The following is an 18796-nucleotide window of genomic DNA, read 5'->3' on the forward strand; positions in this document are numbered from 1 at the left end:
CATGAACGAGATCGTGGGCAGCCACGACCTGCTGCTGGTCACGCTCGACACCCTCCGCTACGACGTGGCGGAGGAGCTGATGGCGGCCGGACGGCTGCCCACCCTGGCGCGGGCGCTTCCCGGCGGGCGCTGGGAGCGCCGGCACAGCCCCGGCAGCTTCACCTACGCCGCGCACGCCGCGATCCTCGCCGGTTTCCTGCCGACCCCCGCCGAGCCGGGACCGCATCCGCGCCCGTTCGCCGCCGCGTTCCCCGGCAGCGAGACCACGACCCCCGGCACCTGGGTGTTCGACGCCCCCGACCTGCCTTCAGGACTGGCGAAGGCGGGATATCACACGGTCTGCGTCGGGGGAGTCGGGTTCTTCAACAAGCTGACCCCGCTCGGGTCCGCGCTGCCGGGGATGTTCGCCGAGAGCCACTGGGAGCCGGGGTTCGGGGTCACCGCGCCCGCCTCGTTCGAGGCGCAGATCGCCCGCGCGGAGCGGGCGGTGGCGGGAGCCGACCGGCCGGTCTTCCTGTTCGTCAACGTCTCGGCGCTGCACCAGCCCAACTGGTTCCACCTGCCGGAAGGCACCCGCGAGCACGGCGACAGCCGCGAAAGCCACGCCGCCGCCCTCGAATACGTCGACCGGCACATCGGCAGGCTGTTCGCGCTGATGAGCGAGCGGCGGCCGGGGTTCGCGATCGTCTGTTCCGATCACGGCACCGCTTACGGTGAAGACGGATATATCGGGCACCGGATCGGCCATGAGGTCGTCTGGACCGTGCCCTACGGGGAGTTCACGATGGAGCGGGGGCGATGGCGGTGACTCCGGATTCCGGCCGGGTGCCGGAGACGGCGGGCGGCGGGCGGACTGTGCTCCCCCTGCTCCCTTTGCTTCCCGTGCCCTCGGCGTCGCCCCGGCCCTCGTCCCCGTCCACCGGCGCGGGACCGTACCAGGGCTACGTCTACGCGTACCCGCACAAGACGGCCTACCGGCCGCTGGACCCGCGGCCGTCGCTGGCGGAGGTGTGGGCGGGGGAGCCCACCGGGCGCCTCTTCCTCTACCTGCACATCCCGTTCTGCGAGATGCGTTGCGGATTCTGCAACCTGTTCACCAGGACCGGCGCCCCCGAGGAGCTCGTCGCCGCCTACCTCGACGCGCTGGAACGCCAGGCCGGCGCCGTACGGGACGTGCTGGACGACCCCCGCTTCACGGCGGCCGCCGTCGGCGGCGGCACGCCGACCTACCTGAGCGCCGCCGAGCTCACCCGGATGTTCGACCTCACCGAGCGGATCACGGGCGCCGACCTGCGGGCCGTCCCGATGTCGGTGGAGACCTCCCCGGCGACCGCGACGGCCGAGCGGCTCGCCGTCCTCGCCGAGCGGGGGGCGACCCGCGTCTCGATCGGCGTGCAGAGCTTCGTCGACGCCGAGGCACGCGCGGCGGTGCGGCCGCAGCGGCGGCGGGAGGTCGAGACGGCGCTCGGCCGGATTCGCGAGGCGGGGTTCGAGGCGCTCAACATCGACCTGATCTACGGCATCGACGGGCAGACGGAGGAGTCCTGGCGTTACTCGCTGGACGCCGCGCTCGCCTGGAAGCCGGAGGAGATCTACCTCTACCCCCTGTACGTCCGCCCGCTCACCGGCCTTGGGCGCCGCGCCCGCGACTGGGACGACCACCGCCTCACCCTCTACCGCCAGGGCCGCGACCACCTGCTCGCCGCCGGGTACGAGCAGGTCTCGATGCGGATGTTCCGGCTGCCGGGACGAGCCGGCCCGGCCGAATACACCTGCCAGAGCGATGGCATGGTCGGCCTCGGCTGCGGCGCCCGTTCCTACACCTCCGGTCTGCACTACTCCTACGAGTACGCGGTCGGCGCCGGTCAGGTGCGTGCGATCATCGACGACTACGTGCGTCTCGCCCCGGAGGAGTTCGCGGTCGCCAACGTGGGATTCCGGCTGGACGACGACGATCGCCGTCGCCGCCACCTCATCCAGTCGCTCCTCCAGGCGGAGGGTCTCGATCGCGCCGTCTACCGAGACCGCTTCGGTGCCGAGGTGGAGACCCACTTCGGCGAGGAGTTGGAGCGTCTGGCGGAGCGGGGCCTGCTGGAGCGCGACGCCCCACCGCCCGGGGGTGCCGGGCCCGGATGGCTCCGGCTCACCGCGGAGGGCCTGGCCCACTCCGACGCGATCGGCCCCGCCCTGTTCTCCGGCAGGGTCCGCGCGCTGATGGCCCGATACGAGAATCGGTGATGACTGATGAGGACACAGCCGGGCGGATCGAGCGCACCGTATGGGGAAGGCGCGGGGGAGACACGCGCCGGCGGCCGGAAGCGCGATCATCTGACGGTCCTCGACCGGGAGCGCGACCGTCCGGCGATGCCCGGCCGGGAGCACGGTGAGTTGACGATCCTCTACCGGGGGCCGCTGGCGAGCTGCGACTACGACTGCCCCTACTGCCCGTTCGCCAAGCGGCGTGACAACCCGGAGCAGCTGAGCCGGGACCGGGTGGCGCTGGAGCGCTTCACCGCGTGGGTGGCCGGGCGAGACCATCCGGTCTCGGTGCTGTTCACCCCCTGGGGCGAGGGCCTGGTCCGCTCGTGGTACCGCCGGGCGATGGTCGAGCTGAGCCACCTTCCCCACGTGCGGCGGGTCGCCATCCAGACCAACTTCAGCTGCCGGTCCGGCTGGCTGGCCGAGGCCGACCTGGACACGCTCGCCCTCTGGGTCACCTACCACCCCGGACAGGTCACCTACGAGCGTTTCCTCGGCCGCTGCCGTGACCTCCTCGAGCGGGGGGTCCGCTTCAGCGTCGGCGTCGTCGGCCTGCCCGAGCACCTCGGCCAGGCTCGCCGCCTCCGGGCCGACCTGCCGCCGGAGGTGTACCTCTGGGTGAACGCCGCGGAGGGCACCGTCTACACCGACGACGAGGCGGACGCCTGGACGGAGATCGACCCGCTGTTCCAGCACAGCAGGACCCCGCACCGGAGCGCGGGCCTGCCCTGCCGTACGGGAGACAGCGTGATCTCCGTCGACGGCGACGGCACCGTGCGGCGCTGCCACTTCGTCCCGGCCGTGCTCGGCAACCTCTACGACGGCACGTTCGCCCCGAGGGCCGCGGCGTGCCCGGTGGCGGTGTGCGACTGCCACATCGGCTACGTGCACCTGGAGACGACCGGCCTGTACGACGTCTTCGCCGGGGGAGTCCTTGAGCGCATTCCCGCCCTCCTGCCGCCGGGCTGATCGGAGGGGCCGGCGGTCTCCGGGAAGCTCGGATACCGTTCCGGGAGCCCGGGGAGCCCGGGGAGCCCGGGGAGCCCGGGGAGCCCGGGGAGCCCGGGGAGCCCGAGGACTCCGCGGCTCAGATACCGTCCTCGGGCTCGGGGGCAGGGGCGCTCGGGCAACCGAGGCCGCGGAGCACGAAACCCGAGACGATTCTCTCTGCCTCCTCGGGCGTCACCTCACCGCTGAGCAGCGGGACCCGCTCGGCGCCGATGACGGCGAGGATGATCCGGGCGGCGGCGGCCACGTCGGGGGCCTGGAAGTCACCCGATGACACGCCGCTCTCGATGATGCCCGTCAGGATGCGCTGCATCGGCTCGACGTGGTCGGCCAGGCGCTGGTAGGCGTCGGGGCCGAGCGCCGCGGACAGGTCGGCGGGGCCGGGGTGCGGGTGGGCGAGCAACCCGTCGAGCTGGAGCCTGACGAAGACCCGCAGGCGCTCGGCGGGTGAGGCCCGGTCGGGCAGCTCCCGCTCGTAGCTGTCGATGAAGTAGTGCGTCACCCGCTCGGTGAAGGCGAGCAGCAGCGCGGCCTTGTCCGGGAAGTAGTTGTACAGCACGGTGCGGGTGATCTCGGCCTCGCTCGCCACGTCGGTCATGGAGATGGCGTCGATGCCCTGGTCACGCGAGAGACGCGAGACGGCCCGCAGGATGCGATCCTGAGTCTGGGCGCGGTGCTCGCCGATGGTCGCGGCCGAAATCCGGGGCATGGCCCCATGGTCGCACAATGCCGTCCCCGGCTGTCAGGTCGTTTCGGGGTCGGGCGTTGCCCGGGTCCATGGCGAGACACGGGTCATCGAATATCTCCGAGGAGACCCCGCCTTCCGGCAGGGGCGGAATCGGAACCCCGTGGAGCAGGGCGGGAGTGGGCGGGAACGTGGGTCCGGCGTGGTAGGCGCGGCGGGCGTCGAGGGTTAGGCCGATCCCCGGTCGGGCGCCTTCAGCGCCCGCGCTACGGTGGCGGCGAACGAAGCCGTGCCTTTACCTGTTTTCGGAGTTCCTCATGAATATTGCCCTCTGGGCCGTGCAGATCCTGCTCGCCGGGATGTTCCTCATCGCGGGTCTCACCAAGGCCACCCAGCCGCGCGAGGAACTCATCCCCAAACTGGGGGGATGGGTGGAGGATTTCTCCGCCGCTCAGATCAAGGGCATCGGCGTTCTTGAGGTGCTGGCCGGGGTCGGGCTGGTCCTGCCCGCCGTCTCCGGCATCCTGCCCGTGCTGACCCCGCTCGCCGCCGTCGGCCTGGTGATCACGATGATCGGCGCCATCGTCGTGCACGTCAGGCGCAAGGAGTACTCGGCGCTTGTGATGAACGTGATCCTTCTCCTGCTGGCCGGCTTCGTGGCCTGGGGACGTTTTGGGCCGTACGCCTTCTGAGTGCCGTAGGCCCCTCGGGGCTTTCTCCGGGACCGGAGGATTGACGCCGGACGGGTGAACGCTCCGGCACGGATACACCCGTGCCGGAGCGTTCACCCATGTCGTGGAGGGGCCGGGTTCAGGCGGCGACCTCTGCCCTGGCCACCCGGCCGAGTTCGCTCAGGACCTCGGTGTTGAGCAGGTAGGCGAGCTTGGTCTCGCGGATCAGGCGCTGCTTCTCCGCCTCGTCCAGAGGCAGCGCGTCCAGCCGGGCCCGATACTCGTTCTTGAACCGGGGCAGGCTGCCGATCTCGTCGAACAGGTAGAAGTCGACGCCGCCCCCCGGCTGGTAGCCGTAGATCTTCTGCAGCTCCATCCGGATGAACTGTCCGCCGGACAGGTCGCCCATGTAGCGGGTGTAGTGGTGGGCGATGTAGCCGGCGGGCCAGGTGGCGACCTGGTTGATCCGGGCGACCAGGGTGAGGGTCGGTTTGGAGGGCTCGATCCTGGAGCGCCAGCCGGATCCGTAGATCGTCTCCAGGTCGCGGACCAGGGCCTCCTCCCGGTAGAGCTCGGGGAGGACGAACGGTGCCGCGACGGGGTCCTCGGCGAGCGACCGCGAGGCGCCGTCCAAAGCGATGTAGGCGAAGTAGTGCTGGGCGACCATCTCGCCGTACGCCTCGGGGCTGAGGCGGCCGGCCATCAGGGCCTTGAGGTAGCTCTCGTCCTCGGCGGATTCGTGGTCACCCCAGGTGGCGTTCCTGAGGACTTCGGAGAAGGGCGAATCGCTCATGATCACTCCGCGACGAGGGACACTTTCATGACACAGTGTCACAAAAATCGCGCCACATCGTCAAGCCGATGACGACACCCTGTCATTAAATCGCCCCCGAGTTGATCCGGGAAGGCAGGCGAGCGCGAGAACGGCCGCGAACACCGGTATCCAGGCCAGCCGGTGCAGCAACCAGACAGGCTCGTCGGGCGTGGACAGCAGGCCGGGTACGTCGCCGAAACGCAGGGCGGCGACGGCGATCGCGCTCACCGCGCTCTGATGCCACAGGAAAAGCGTCATCGCCGACAGGTTCGCCAACGCGACCACCGCCCACAACCGGGGACGCCGCATCAACCGGGCCAGCGGCGCGCGGACGAGCAGCGCCACCCCCACCTGGGCGAGTCCGAAGCAGACCACGGCCAGGCTGGGCGGGCTGAGGTTGGAGGCCGCGTCCCCGGTCACGCCCACCATGCTCGCCGGATACCCGAACGCGCCGACCAGCAGCGCGGCCCCGGCCACGCCGCCGATCAGCAGTGCCGCGGCCACCCGCCGCGAGGCGAGCAGCCCGCCCGCCCAGGCGATCCCCAGCGCGTACGGCACCAGCCACCCGGCCGTCAGGTTCGCCCATCCCGTCCAGGCCGGGGCGCCGAACCGGAACCTGGCCAGGTCCACCCCGAGCACGACCGCGAACGCCGCGGCGGCGATGACGAGCGGATGCGCGCGCAGGAGAAGCGGGGTGGCCGCGGTCAGCACGGCGAAGACGGCGAGGAACCACAGCGGCCCGATCGCCGGGAGCACCATCACCCTGATCGTTCCCGCCGAGGACCCGCGCAGCGCCATCCCCACCGCGATCCCCGTCCAGACCAGGACCAGCGGCACCACCGGCCCCAGCAGTCTTCCCATCCGGGCCCGCACCCAGATCCCCGCCGGGTACGCACCGCTCGCCGTTCCCCGACGTGGACCGCGCGCCGCCACGGGACCCGCGGCGTGCGACGGGGAGTCCGGTCCGCGGGTCTCCACCTCGTGGGCCTCCGGTCTGTGGATCTCCGGTTCGTGGGGCACCGGTCCATGCACCTTTCGGGGGCGGCTCCCCGGGACGCGGGCCGCCGAGCGGAGGCCGCGGGCCGCCGCGTAGCCGCCGACGAGGAAGAACACCGCCAGCGTCTGCAACACCCAGGACATCGGCGTGAACTCCGGCAGGTGGGCGAGCGGGCTGGACAGGTGAACGGCCCCCGCCGCGCCCCGATCCCACGCCGTCACCAGCCAGTGCCCCAGCACCACGCCCACGATCGCGAGCGCCCGCAGCGCGTCCACCCCACGATCCCTGCCCTCGGGGGTGGTCGCCCCGATCCGGGCCGCGAGGCTAGCCACGGGACACCTCGCCGACCCGGCCGAGCGCGATCAGGGCCAGGTTGCGCAGAGACTCGCCACCCGGTCGGAGATACTCGCTGTGATCTGCGGAACCGGTACCGAACAGGCGGGCGCCGAAGGCCGGGCCGGCGGGGTCGGGGCCGAATCCGAGCGGCCCGATCCTGAGCTTGGGCGCCTCACGTATCCAGTCGCGGGTGCCGCTGCCCGCCCACAACCGGGTGCCGCCCAGTTCGGCGGCCGACGAGACGCCCAGCCCAGGGCTGCCGAACACGACCGTGTCCGCGACCCCGGAACCGGGCACGGCCCCGGCGCACACCACCGATCCGTAGCTGTGACACAGCAGGCTGACCCGTTTCCCGCCGAGTGCCCCGGTGACGTACCGCCGCAACTCCACCGCGCCCCGCTCCGCGGCCTCGCCGGTCACCGCGCGCAGGCTGAGCATCGCCGGGCTGTCGTAGCCGAGCCAGGCGACCACCGCGAGCCGCGCTCCCGGATCCAACGCCCGCGCCTCGGCGAGCAACGCCCCTGCCCCGCCCCCCGGCGTGCTGTACGGCCTCGCCCGGCCGCCGTCGAAGGTGGCGGCCGTGGTGTCGGTGCCGGGAACGATGACCGCGACGTGCTCGGCCGTGCCGAGGTCGCCGTAGACCCGCACCACCCGGTCGCCCGCCGGCGGCGGAACCGTCACGTAGGCGAACGCCGCGGCGACGGCCACGGCGAGCGTACGGCGGAACATGCGAGCCTCCTGTCCGGTCTGAAGAACCAGACAGAACGCTAGGAATCGCATCCCCTAACCCGCGTCACCCCGAGGCGGTCACCTTCCCTGTCCCCCTCGGGAACGAGAGGGCCGATCCCGGGGTCACTCGCCGGGGCGGACCAGGCCTGTCTCGTAGGCGTGGACGATCGCCTGGGCGCGGTCGCGCAGGTTCAGCTTCGCGAGGATCCTGCCCACATGGGTCTTGACCGTCTGTTCCGAGAGCATGAGCTCCTCGGCGATCTCCTGGTTGGACCTGCCGCGCGCGATGAGCGCGAGCACCTCCGTCTCCCGCTCGGTGATGTCGTCCAGGCGTCCGCGCGGGCGGCTCGGGCCGACGCGGGCGAACTCCGCGATCAGCCGCCGGGTCACCGAAGGTGCCAGCAGCGCCTCCCCGGCCGCCACCACCCGGACCGCCTCGGCGAGTTGTTGCGCGGAGGCGTCCTTGAGCAGGAAGCCACTCGCCCCCGCGCGCAGCGCCTCGTACACGTAGTCGTCGAGGTCGAACGTGGTCAGGATCAGCACCTTCGGCAGGGAAGGACGCGCGCCGGGATCGTCGGGCGGGCCGGGGGAGGCGGGGGAGTCCGGCCGTACGGAGGAGTGCGTGGGTGCGGCGAGCCCGGAACTCGCCCGTAAGGAAGGGGCGGGAGGAGAAGAGGTTCCGGGGGTGAGGATGTGGCGGGTGGCGGTCAGGCCGTCCATCACCGGCATCCGCACGTCCATCAGCACCACGTCGGGCCGCAACTCGGCCACCCGTGCCACGGCCTCGGCGCCGTTGGCGGCCTCGCCGACGACCTCGATGTCGGGCTGCGAGCTCAGGAACACCGTGAAACCGGTCCGTACCATGCCCTGATCGTCGGCGATGAGCACCCGGATCGTCATCGCATCTCCTTGAGCGGGGAGCCTTTGAGGGAAGGGTTCATACGTCCTCGGTGATCGGCAGTATGGCGGTGACCGCGAAGCCCGTCCCGGTCGGACCGGCCCAGAGCTTCCCGCCGAGCATGGACACCCGTTCCCGCATCCCGATCAGGCCGTGTCCCATATGCCCCTTGGCCCCTCGCTGCCTGGGGGAGCGGTATCCGGTGTTGTTCGTCACGTGGATGTGCAGCTCGGAACGGTATCGGGCGATGCGCAGCGAGACAGCGGAGCCGGGGGCGTGCCGCATGGCGTTGCTGAGCGACTCCTGGGCGATCCGGTAGGCGGACAGGCTCACCGCCGTGGGCAGCCCGATCAGGTCGCCGCTCAGTTTGAGCGTCACGCCGAGCCCGGCGGAGCGCGCGGTGTCGACGAGCTCCTCCAGACGGCCGAGACCCGGCTGCGGCGCGGTGTCGGCGTGCTCGTCCTCCTCCCGCAGGACGCCGAGCACACGGCGCATCTCGGTCATCGCCGCGAGGGACAGCGCCCGGATCTCCTTCAGTCCCTCCTCCAGGCGCCGCGCGTCTCCGGCAGCCTGCATCGGGACGGCCTCGGCCTGGATGGCGATCACCGACATGTGGTGGGCGACGACGTCGTGGAGCTCTCTGGCGATCCTGGCCCGTTCCTCAAGGGCGGCCTGGGCCGCGAGGGCGCGCTCGCTGCGCCGTTCCTCCCTGGCCAGCAGTCCGGCGGCCAGCCGCCGGGCGCGCACGTTGTGGCCGAACAGGACGGTCACCGTGACCATGCCGGTGATGACGTTCACCGAGCCGGGATGGATCATCCAGGAGCCCAGGACCGAGGCGATCCACACACCGATGGTGATGTGCCGCTCGCAGCGGACCGCGACCGCGTAGACCACGAGCGTGTACATGAATGTGGTGGACCCGGTGTAGGGGATGTCGCCGAGGAGTTGCCGCGAGACGACGGTTCCCAGCGGGATGAGAAGGAAGGCCGACCGCCAGGCCGCCAGCGGCCACCGGTCGCGCAGTGCGAGCGGCAGGGAGAAGGCGAGGGCCGCGAACACGATCCCCTGGGGATCGAGGGGCGAGCGCGTCGCGACCACCCGGGCCTGGAGGTCGGACAGGGCCAGGTTGAACAGCAGGAAGGCGAGCAGCAGGTCGCCCAGCAGGACCAGGTCGACCCTGCGGAACGGCAGCAGGCCCAGCACTCCCGGCATCCGGGGGGTGAGGCGGCGTGACCGAGGACGGGCCGGGTCGGACACCCCGGTCACCAGCGCCTCGGTGAGCGGGCGGAGCAGCGGTACGGCGATCTCCCGCACCCGCCACGTACGTCGCGAGAGGAACCGCCGGGCGGAGCTGGAGATCACCGGAACAGCCTAGGCAGGGTGGGGCCCACTCCGCGTCCCACCGTGGGGTGAGACCTCGGCATCACCCGCAGGAGCCACTCGGCCACCGTGGGGCGAGACCCCGGCATCACCCGCAGGAACCACCCGGGTCTTTCGGAAGAGCGGTCCACCCGGAGCGGTGGCCTTGCCTTGGTACCTCCCGTGTCCTCACCGTGGGCCGAGGACCTTCTCCGGCTCTCCGTCGGTACCCGTCTTCGCTGAACGTTTCATCGGCCGACCTCGTTCATCAGGGACAGCCGGGCGTGGTGGTCGCGCGGCGTTGACCATTCCCATCCTGAGGGTGATTTTCGTGGAAAAGACTGATCGGTACGGGGAGGTAGGTCGATGCGAGTAAGGACATGGTTGGCCGGTTGGGTCACCGGAGGATTGACGGCCGCGGCTCTCGTCCTCATGGCGGCAGGGAGCGCCACGGCCGCACCGGCACCGGCGCCGTCGCCCGCTCCGTCCGGTGCCCCTCCGTGCCATACGGGCCCGGTGACCCCGGCGCCCTCCAGCAGCCCGCCGACCGCGCCGGGAACGCCGACGGTCCTGAGCGTCGTGCTCAACTCGGCACGCCTGAGCTGGGCCGCCTCCAGCGACCCGCAGGGCATCGCCTGCTACTACGTGTACGAGGACAGGAACGGCACGGCCGTCAGGGTGGCCACCTTCCAGTCCGCGGCGACCGAGGGGACGGTCTACCTTCCGTTTCCCCCGCGCGGCGTCGAGTCGGTGACGTACCACCTGTACGTCGTGGCCGTCGACCCCCTGAACGAGGTGAGCCCTCCGTCCGGAACGGTGGCCGTCAAGATCTACAACGACCTCCCCATGCCACCCACGCCGACGCCGACCGGCAGCTGCGAGGTGGAGTACACCTCCTGGCCGTGGAGCACCGGAATGAGCACGCACATCAAGATCTCCAACACCGGTTCCACCCCCCTCACCGACTGGCGGCTCACGTTCACCTTCGCCGACTCAGGTCAGCGGGTGACCTCGGGCTGGGAGGCCACCTGGTCGCAGACCGGGACCGCGGTGACGGCCAAGAGCCTGGCCTGGAACAAGGACCTGTCTCCCGGGCAGTCCCGGCTCATCGGCTTCCAGGGAACCCATGGCGGAGCCAACCCCACCCCGGCGGCCTTCCAGATCAACGGGATCGTGTGTAGCCGGGGGTGAGGGAGGGACCGACCCGATGACACGCCCCCTCTGAACGGTCAAGGTGTGCCCGACAGCGTGACCGGAAGCCGAAGAGGGCCCCGGTGGTCCCGGTGGCAGCCGGTCGCGATGTCGGGCACCCGTGATCCGGGCTGCCCGCCGGGAGGCGCGTGGCCGTCCGCCTGTCACGCTCGCGCGGTGCGGACCTGTGAGTAGATCGCCGTCGCGCCCAGTGCCATGAGACCCAGCATCCAGTACTGCCACGACTGCGACAGACCGAGGAACACCGTGGTGTTCTGGATGAGCTGCAGGAGCACGACTCCGAACAGGACGCCGACGAAGCTGCCCCTGCCCCCGAAGATCGAGGCCCCACCGAGGACGACCGCGGTGATGGCGGCCATCGTGTAACTGATGCCCGCCGTCGGGTCGCCCACGCCGATCTGCGCCATCAGCAGCAGGGCGCCGCACACGGTGAAGAGCGCGCTGGCCAGATAGACGACCAGGTGAACGCGTTCCACCGGGATGCCCCGGTTCCGTGCCGCGTGTTCCGACGAGCCGGCCCCCCGCAACCTGAGCCCCGTCATGGAGCGCCTGGACATCACTTCCAGCAGGACGAGGAGAACGGCACCGACGATCACAGCCCAGGGAATCGGGCCGATGCGCGCGCTGAGCGCCTCGGTGACGGAGGTGGCGATGGAGCCTCCGGGCGAGTCCCGCATGAACAGGGAGAATCCCTGGAGCGCGGTGTAGGTGACCAGGGTGGCGACCACCGGTGTCACCCTGGCGAATCTGACCATCGCTCCGTTGGCCAGACCCACACCGGTCGCCATGAGGATCATCAGCAGGAAGCCCAGGATCCACCAGCCGGCCCCGTACCCGTCGAGGACGTAGAACGACGCGATGACCACGAGGGCCCCGCTCAGGGGGCCGACGGAGAGGTCGATCCCCCCGGTGAGGATGACGACGAGCTGGCCGGCGGCGAGGAAGAGTACCGGTGCCAGCAGTCCCAGCATGCTCGCGATGTTGAACTCGGACAGGAAACGGTCGCTACGGGTCGCGCTCACCGCGGCGAGCAGCACGATCGCGATCGCGAGGAACGCGCTGGGTGCCTGCTCGCTGGAGAGCAGACGCCGCACTCCGCCGAACAGGCCCGTGCCTCGTGTCCGTACCGAGGACTCCGCCGTCCGCGCCGAGGTCGCGGCCGTCAGGGACGCCTCGGTGAGGGAGTGGTCGGAGATCTCGTCGCCGGTCAGTTCGCGGACGACCCGTCCCTGGGAGAAGACCAGTACCCGGTCGCACAACCCGGCCAGTTCGACGTTGTCCGAGCTGAGCACCACGACGGGTGTTCCCGACTCGGCGGTGGAGCGGAGCCGGTGGTAGATGTCGGAGCGGACACCGACGTCGATGCCTTGGGTGGGCTCGTCGCAGAGCAGCACCTTGGGCGCGGAGAGCAGGGCCCGGCCGAGCACGACCTTCTGCTGGTTTCCTCCCGACAGGTGCTCCACGGCGGAGTCGGGCGAGGCCACCTTGATGCCGAGCCGGCTGATCTCCTCGGCCACGATCGAGTTCTCCGCCGAGCCTCGCACCACACCGGCGACCGCCGTCTCACCCGTGGCGGCGACGCCCAGGTTCTCCTTGACCGACAGTACGGTCGCGACGCCCTCGACGTGCCGTTCCTGGGGCATGAGCACGACGCCGGCACGCCGGGCACGACGTGGGCTGCCGAGATCGACGGGACGACCGGAGACGACGACGTCGCCGCCGGTCACCGGGTCGGCGCCGCCGAGTGACCGGATGAAGTCGCGCTGTCCGTTGCCTTCCACGCCGGCGAGGCCGAGAACCTCGTTGCGGGCCAGCGTGGTGGTGATCCCCCGGAGCCGGTCCGAGCGCAGGTCCCTGACCTCCATCACGACGTCGCCGACGGACGAGGGGCGCGGTGGGAACAGCGCCTCGATCTCGCGTCCCGCGATGCGGGTGATGACCTCCTGCTCGGATACCTCGGAGGAGAGGAAGGTTCCGCGCACCTGCCCGTCGCGCAGTACCGTGAGCCGGTCGGACAGTGCCATCACGTCGGGCAGCCGATGACTGATGTAGATCACCGTCATGCCGCGGGCCGCGGCGAGCCTGACCTGCTCGAAGAGTCTCTCGATCTCGGCCGCCATGAAGGGCTCGGTCGGTTCGTCGAGAATCAGGACGCCGGGCTCGCAGGCGAAGGCACCGCAGATCTCGACCGCCTGCTTCTCGGCCAGGGTCAACCGCCCGGCCGCGACGGCCGGGTCGATGTCCATCCCCATGACGAGCAGCTGTTTCCGAGCCCAGTCCTGGGCGTCGCCGAATGACGGCCGCAGCCGCTTCGGCACGCTCAGCAGGAGGTTCTCGGTGACCGTGAGGTCGGGGAGAAGCGCCGGATGCTGGAAGGCGATGGCCAGGCCCTGCTCCCGGGCGGCGATCGGGGACCGCTGCCGCATCGGCGAGCCCGCGATCTCGACGGTGCCGGCGTCGGGTGCCAGTGCGCCGGAGGCCACGGCCATGAGCGTGGACTTCCCGGCGCCGTTCCCTCCGACCAGGGCGTGCACCTCGCCCGGACGGGCCTGGAACTCGACGCCGTCGAGCGCGACGACGCCGGGGAAGCGTTTGGTCACCCCGCGGAGAACCAGTCCAGCGTTCGAATCGGCCATGCGAAGGATCACTCCTCACTCAGGCTCAATGCGCTCCGCCGGGTGCGCGCCCGGCGGAACACAACGAGTGATCAGTTGTAGGCCTGCTTGAGCTGCTCCGGCGTGAGCTCGGAGGACAGGATCGCGCTGGCGGGAAGATCGGGGTCGCACTTGGGGGGCTTCGTCTCGTCCAGGGTGTTCTCGAAGATCGGGATGTTGATGATCTCGGGCTCGTCGTTCTTGATGCCCTGGTGAGCGGCGACGGCCTTGCGCAGTGCGAGGCGGATGATCCATGTACGCGAGGACACGGTCACGGTCTGGAAGGTCGGTTGCTTGGCCGAGTTCTCCTTCCAGGCGCAGGCGAAGCCGTTGAGGTCGTTGGCGGTCCACAACGGCAGGGGCCGACCGGCCTGGAGGAAGGCGCGGATGCCACCCAGCGACGCGTCACCGGAGTCGGTGATCACACCGTCGATGCTCGGGTACTTGGTGAGCAGTCCGGACACGACCTTCTGCAGCTGGGCCGGGTTCCAGTTCGTGTCGATCGGCTTGCCGGGCTCGTTCAGCAGCTTGACGCTCGCGCAGGCGGTGTTCTCCTTGAGTTCCTTCTCGATGCCGACCATCTCGGTGATGCTCTGGGTGTTGCCCGGGGTACCGCCGAGGAAGACGACGTTTCCGCCCTTGCTCCCGAGGTTCTCGCACATCCAGCGCGTCCACGTCACGCCGTCGTTGACCGTGTTGTGGCCGACGAACGTGGTGTAGTCCTGGCCCGGTTTGCCTCCCGGGTTCGCCGTCCACGGCACCACCTGCACGCCCGCCTTGTAGGCCTCGCGCAGGGTCGGCAGCAGTGCCTCGCCCGCGTCGGGGAAGACGACCAGGGCCTCGACACCCTGGGCGACCAGGGCCTTGATGTCACTGATCGCCTTCTGCGGGTTGTTCTGACCGTCGGCGTACGGCAGCACGGTGATGTTGGGACACTTGCTCGCCTCGTCCTCGAACTCGGCGCGGGCCGTCTTCCTGAAGGCGTTGTCGCCGGTACCGTCGGCGAGCGCGACCTTCACCGGTTTGGTGCCGCAGAAGTCCGTCATGGGGCGGAGCTGGGAGACGTCTCCGGTCCGGGCCACGTCGCTGTAGACGTCCTGCACACCGCCGGCGGCCTTCGTCTCGCCCGGGCCGCCGGCGCAGCCCGCCGCGCCGAGGAGCGCGAGTGCCAGAACGGCGGCCGACTGGCGGGCCCGGAATCGAGGTTTGGTGGGAGGCATTGCGATCTCCTGTCGGGGGTGACACTTCTTGGGGAGGGAGGAAGCTCGCCGTTCACGGTGATGACGGCATGGATCGGGTAGCGGGGGAACGGGTTCTCAGCCGCGTGCGGACGGTGCCCCAGGGCACTCCGCGGAACACCACGCTCAGCGCGAGCACGCCTGCCTGGACGAGCAGCTGGGTGGCGGTGGAGGCGCCGGCGGCGAGGACCACCTGGTCCAGCTGGGTGAGGAACAGGGCGGCGACGGCGGTGGCGGCCAGGCTGGTGATGCCGCCGGACAGCAGGCTTCCGCCCAGGACGACGGCCGCGATCGTGGGGAGCAGGTAGGTGTTCCCGAGCAGGATGTCCGGAGTCCGCAGGTAACCCGCGAGCAGGACGCCGGCCAGCGAGTAGCAGATACCCGCCGTCACGTAGGCACCCGCCTCGTAGGAGCCGGTGGGCAGACCGAGCAGCCGCGCCGCGGGCCGCCCGGCGCCGACCGCGACGAAGCGACGGCCGAGCACCGTGTGCCGGACCCCCCAGTGCGCGAAGGTGACCACCACGACGGCGACCAGCAGCAGGTTGGGGACGCCCCACACGGATCCGACGGCGAAGGCGCTCAGGCCGGGTGCGGCGGAGGCGGGGAACCCCTTGGAGACCTGCAGGACGATGCCGATGAGGATGGAGTTCACCGCGAGGGAGGCGACGAACGCGGCGATGGACAACCGCACCACGGCGATGCCGATGACCAGACCGCTCACCGCGCCCGCCGCGATCCCCATCGCGACCGCCGCCCAGACCGGCACACTCGTGACCGTCGGCAGTTTGGTCGCCAGGACCGCGGCCAGCGCCATCACTCCCGGCACCGACAGATCGATGCCGCCCTGGGAGACGACGAGGGTCTGGCCGAGCGCGGCGATCGCCATCACGGCGGCGAACGGGAGCATCGACAGGACGGCGGAGCCGGACAGGCTGCCGGGGGAGATCAGCGGGCTGGCGGCGAAGAGCAGCAGCGTGATCAGCCAGATCGAGGAGAACCGGCCTGTCAGGAGGCGGCGCGGGTCGATCGGTCCACCGGGAGCGGTGCGCCTCGTCGGCGGCAAGGTCGTATGCCGAGACATTTCCGATTCCCTTTCTGGAAACTGCGCGAGCCGGGGATGGGGGAGGTACGCCGGTGCTCTCAGACGGCGGTGTAGCCGCCGTCTACGGCCACGTCCGCCCCGGTCATGAAGCCGGCGGCGGGGCTCAGCAGGAAAAGGATCACCTTGGCCACCTCCCGCGGTTCCGCGAGACGCGCGATCGGATGGCCTTCGATGAGGCGCCGCCGAGCCGATTCGGGATCGGGCTGGGACCCGAGGTAGGTCTCCAGCTGCTCGGTGACCACGGACCCGGGGCTGACCACGTTGCACCGGATCCCGGCGGCGGCGTAGTCGACGGCGATCTGGCGGGACAGCTGCGACACCGCACCCTTGGAGGCGCAGTACGCGGCCTGGTTGGCCAGGCCGACGGTCCCCGAGATCGAGGAGAGGTTGACGATGGAGCCCGGTGACCCCTGGGCGAGCATCGCGCGCACCACGTGCTTGTTCAGCAGGAAGGTGCCGGTCGCGTTGATCGTGATGACCCGCTCCCAGTCGGCGAGTGTGGTGTCGACCAGCGGTTTCGCCACGATGGTGGCGGCGCAGTTCACCAGACCGTCGATTCGGCCCCACCGGTCGAGAGCGATCCGCACGGTCCCGGCGACGGCCTCCTCGTCGGTGACGTCCAGTCCGTGTGCCACCGCGTCCGCGCCGGTCGAGCGGAGTTCGGCGGCGAGCCGCTCCGCGAGCTCGGCCCGTTGATCCGTCAGCAGGACGGACATGCCGGCCGCCGCGCATTCGCGGGCCGTCGCGGCGCCGATCCCGCCCACGGCACCGGCGAGGACAACTACTTCTGGCATGACCGTTACCTCTCAGGTGCAATGTCCGAATCAGGTCGGGCCACCATTGCATGCAGCACTTTGCATGTCAATGGTGAATGCTGCGCTTGACGTGCAGCATGCTGCATGCAACTCTGAGCCGTGTTCACTCCCTCATGGACATCAGAGGTGCACATTGCCCGGTTTGGATACGGGGTCCGGCATCCCGATCGGCGTGGCTCAGATGAGCGTCGACCGAACGGATGCGGCGGCGAACGTCGATCGAGTCGTTGAGATCCTGCGGGCAGGCGCCACGGCCGGGCACCGGCTGGTGGTCTTCCCCGAATGCGTGCTCACCGGCTACCTGTTCGACTCCCGTGCCGACACCTACGCCGCCGCGCTCAACGTCGCGGATCCGCGGATCGGCCGCGTGGTGGACGCCTGCCGTGCGAACTCCATCCACGCGGTGGTCGGTCTCCTGGAGGAGACGGACGGGGTGGTCCACAACTCGGCCCTGGTGATCGGGCCCTCCGGGATCATCGGCCGTTACCGTAAACAACACCTGCCCTACCTCGGTGCGGACCGTTTCGTCGAACAGGGCGACGGCACCGAGCCCCGGGTGGTCGACACCCCCTTCGGCAGGGTCGGTGTGATGATCTGCTTCGACCTGAGGTTCCCCGAGTCCGCTCGCGAGCTCGCGCTCCAGGGCGCCGACGTCATCGCGATGCCCACCAACTGGCCCGCGGGGTCGGACTTCCTCGCCGACCACGTGACACGGGTGCGCGCGCTGGAGAACCTCACCTATCTCGCGGTGGCCGACCGCCCCGACTCCGAGGCAGGCACCCCCTTCATCGGCAGGAGCCAGATCATCGCGCCCTCCGGAGCGGTGCTGGTGGACGCCGGGCAGGAGGAGGGGTTGTTCGGAGCGGAGATCGACGTGCGGAACGCCCGGACGAAGAGACTGATCATCGAGCCCGGCCGGTTCGAACTCCCGGTGTTCTCCGGACGCCGCCCCGAGATGTACGGCGAGATCACCCGCCCGGTGCCCCCGGGCCGGTAAGCGAAGCGAACAGGAAGGCGGACACCACCATGTGCGGGCCCGCGCTCATCAGTGAGGCGACCAGGGACAAGATCGCGGCGTACTGTGCCACGTTCCGAGAGGTCACCCGTAGCCCATTCGGCCCCGACGACGAGATCGGCATGCTGAACCTGCTCACCCCCGAGGCCTCGCGCGAGGTGCTGCGACGGGCGGACGGCGGCAGTGCCATCGACCTGTCGGTGGACTACTTCGTCGGAATGCCCTCGTGGACGAAGGCGGGCGACCCCGGCTTCCAGCAGTGGATGACGCACACCCCGGCCGGTACAGTCCTGGACGACATCACCGGAATGGGGCGCGAGCAGAACGAACTGGTCTCCTACTCCGGCGACGCCATCTCGATGTACACGCACTGCGGAACCCACATCGACACGTTGAACCACTTCGGGTACAACGGCCGGATCTGGAACGGCTTCTCCGCGCAGGACCACATCAGCTCCCGGCACTGGACCAGGTGCGGTGCGGACAAGATCCCTCCCATCATCGCCCGCGGCGTGCTCTTCGACGTCGCCGCGCTGCACGACGTCGACATGCTTCCCGACAACCACGGGATCGGCGAGGAGGACCTCCGCCAGGCGCTGCGACGTCAGAACGTCGAGTTCCGGCCCGGTGACGTGGCGCTGGTGCGCACGGGCCGGATGCGTGCCTGGCCGAAGATCGACGCCTACATCGACAACAGTCCCGGCCTGAACCTGGAGGGGGCCCGGTTCCTCGCCCGGCTCGGCGCCTCGGTCATCGGCGGCGACACCCTCGCCCTGGAGCAGATGCCGGCCGCGGACGAGGAGAACTGGCAGGTCGTCCACACCTATCTCATGGGAGAGGCGGGCGTCCCCATCATGGAGGTGGTCGACTGCGAGCGGCTCTCGGCGGACGGGCTCCACGAATTCGCCTTCGTCGCCGCCTCCCTGAAGCTCCGCGGCGCGACCGGTGCTCCCACGCGTCCGCTCGCCATGCCTCTCCGACACTGACGCCCCCTCTTCCTTCCC

General features: G+C 70.4%; 17 protein-coding genes. 7 read left to right on the forward strand and 10 right to left on the reverse strand.

The genetic code is table 11. From position 1 onward, the window contains the following. Position 1: 1 nt before the first annotated feature. From ACFY3D_RS18900 to ACFY3D_RS18910, 3 genes are all read left to right on the forward strand, one after another. Positions 2-808, forward strand: coding sequence for an STM4013/SEN3800 family hydrolase (locus ACFY3D_RS18900; protein ID WP_389980976.1), 807 nt, complete (start codon positions 2-4; stop codon positions 806-808). Beyond that, complete coding sequence (locus ACFY3D_RS18905; RefSeq protein WP_389980925.1) at positions 799-2238, forward strand: STM4012 family radical SAM protein; 1440 nt, start codon at positions 799-801, stop codon at positions 2236-2238. The genes ACFY3D_RS18900 and ACFY3D_RS18905 overlap by 10 nt, the downstream gene beginning before the upstream one ends. A gap of 126 nt (positions 2239-2364) precedes the next feature. Continuing rightward, entirely contained in the window at positions 2365-3228 is an 864-nt protein-coding gene (locus ACFY3D_RS18910) for an STM4011 family radical SAM protein (RefSeq protein WP_389980927.1), read from the forward strand. A gap of 118 nt (positions 3229-3346) precedes the next feature. On the opposite strand, the gene ACFY3D_RS18915 is transcribed toward ACFY3D_RS18910, so the two are convergent. Then, complete coding sequence (locus ACFY3D_RS18915) at positions 3347-3976, reverse strand: TetR/AcrR family transcriptional regulator (protein ID WP_389772343.1); 630 nt, start codon at positions 3974-3976, stop codon at positions 3347-3349. 293 nt (positions 3977-4269) lie between these two features. Between ACFY3D_RS18915 and ACFY3D_RS18920 the strand changes: the two genes are divergently transcribed. Then, positions 4270-4644, forward strand: coding sequence for a DoxX family protein (locus tag ACFY3D_RS18920; RefSeq protein ID WP_389980929.1), 375 nt, complete (start codon positions 4270-4272; stop codon positions 4642-4644). A gap of 118 nt (positions 4645-4762) precedes the next feature. Here ACFY3D_RS18920 and ACFY3D_RS18925 read toward each other — a convergent pair whose 3' ends face one another. From ACFY3D_RS18925 to ACFY3D_RS18945, 5 genes are all read right to left on the reverse strand, one after another. Beyond that, complete coding sequence (locus tag ACFY3D_RS18925) at positions 4763-5416, reverse strand: heme oxygenase (biliverdin-producing) (protein ID WP_389980931.1); 654 nt, start codon at positions 5414-5416, stop codon at positions 4763-4765. 60 nt (positions 5417-5476) lie between these two features. Beyond that, positions 5477-6766, reverse strand: coding sequence for an acyltransferase (locus tag ACFY3D_RS18930; protein ID WP_389980933.1), 1290 nt, complete (start codon positions 6764-6766; stop codon positions 5477-5479). Continuing rightward, on the reverse strand, positions 6759-7499 hold the full coding sequence (locus tag ACFY3D_RS18935; RefSeq protein WP_389980935.1) for an alpha/beta hydrolase: 741 nt from the start codon (positions 7497-7499) through the stop codon (positions 6759-6761). Before ACFY3D_RS18935 ends, ACFY3D_RS18930 begins: the two co-directional genes overlap by 8 nt. A gap of 123 nt (positions 7500-7622) precedes the next feature. Beyond that, the gene (locus ACFY3D_RS18940; protein WP_389980937.1) at positions 7623-8399 is read right to left on the reverse strand and encodes a response regulator; all 777 of its coding nucleotides are present in this window, start codon (positions 8397-8399) and stop codon (positions 7623-7625) included. A 37-nt stretch (positions 8400-8436) separates the two neighbouring features. Next, positions 8437-9759: a sensor histidine kinase gene (locus ACFY3D_RS18945; RefSeq protein WP_389980939.1), complete on the reverse strand. Its 1323-nt coding sequence runs from the start codon at positions 9757-9759 to the stop codon at positions 8437-8439. 513 nt (positions 9760-10272) lie between these two features. Here ACFY3D_RS18945 and ACFY3D_RS18950 point away from each other — a divergent pair. After that, positions 10273-10947, forward strand: coding sequence for a cellulose-binding domain-containing protein (locus ACFY3D_RS18950; protein ID WP_350943675.1), 675 nt, complete (start codon positions 10273-10275; stop codon positions 10945-10947). A 164-nt stretch (positions 10948-11111) separates the two neighbouring features. On the opposite strand, the gene ACFY3D_RS18955 is transcribed toward ACFY3D_RS18950, so the two are convergent. The 4 genes from ACFY3D_RS18955 to ACFY3D_RS18970 all read right to left on the reverse strand — a co-directional run bounded on the left by ACFY3D_RS18955 (position 11112) and on the right by ACFY3D_RS18970 (position 16756). Then, positions 11112-13604, reverse strand: coding sequence for an ATP-binding cassette domain-containing protein (locus tag ACFY3D_RS18955; protein WP_389980942.1), 2493 nt, complete (start codon positions 13602-13604; stop codon positions 11112-11114). Between the two features lie 71 nt (positions 13605-13675). After that, positions 13676-14842 carry a substrate-binding domain-containing protein gene (locus ACFY3D_RS18960; RefSeq protein ID WP_389980944.1) on the reverse strand — a complete coding sequence of 389 codons (1167 nt, stop codon included), beginning with the start codon at positions 14840-14842 and terminating at the stop codon, positions 13676-13678. Positions 14843-14894: 52 nt separating this feature from the next. After that, positions 14895-15941 carry an ABC transporter permease gene (locus ACFY3D_RS18965; protein ID WP_389980946.1) on the reverse strand — a complete coding sequence of 349 codons (1047 nt, stop codon included), beginning with the start codon at positions 15939-15941 and terminating at the stop codon, positions 14895-14897. A gap of 59 nt (positions 15942-16000) precedes the next feature. Next, positions 16001-16756 (reverse strand): SDR family NAD(P)-dependent oxidoreductase, encoded by a 756-nt coding sequence (locus ACFY3D_RS18970; RefSeq protein ID WP_389980948.1) that lies wholly within the window; start codon positions 16754-16756, stop codon positions 16001-16003. A gap of 70 nt (positions 16757-16826) precedes the next feature. On the opposite strand from ACFY3D_RS18970, the gene ACFY3D_RS18975 reads away from it, so the two are divergent. Continuing rightward, positions 16827-17774 carry a carbon-nitrogen hydrolase family protein gene (locus tag ACFY3D_RS18975; RefSeq protein WP_389980950.1) on the forward strand — a complete coding sequence of 316 codons (948 nt, stop codon included), beginning with the start codon at positions 16827-16829 and terminating at the stop codon, positions 17772-17774. A 29-nt stretch (positions 17775-17803) separates the two neighbouring features. Then, positions 17804-18778, forward strand: a complete 975-nt coding sequence (locus ACFY3D_RS18980; protein ID WP_362897013.1) for a cyclase family protein — start codon at positions 17804-17806, stop codon at positions 18776-18778. The last annotated feature ends 18 nt before the right edge of the window (positions 18779-18796 follow it).

Source organism: Streptosporangium sp. NPDC000509 (genome assembly GCF_042898365.1).
Taxonomy (GTDB): domain Bacteria; phylum Actinomycetota; class Actinomycetes; order Streptosporangiales; family Streptosporangiaceae; genus Streptosporangium.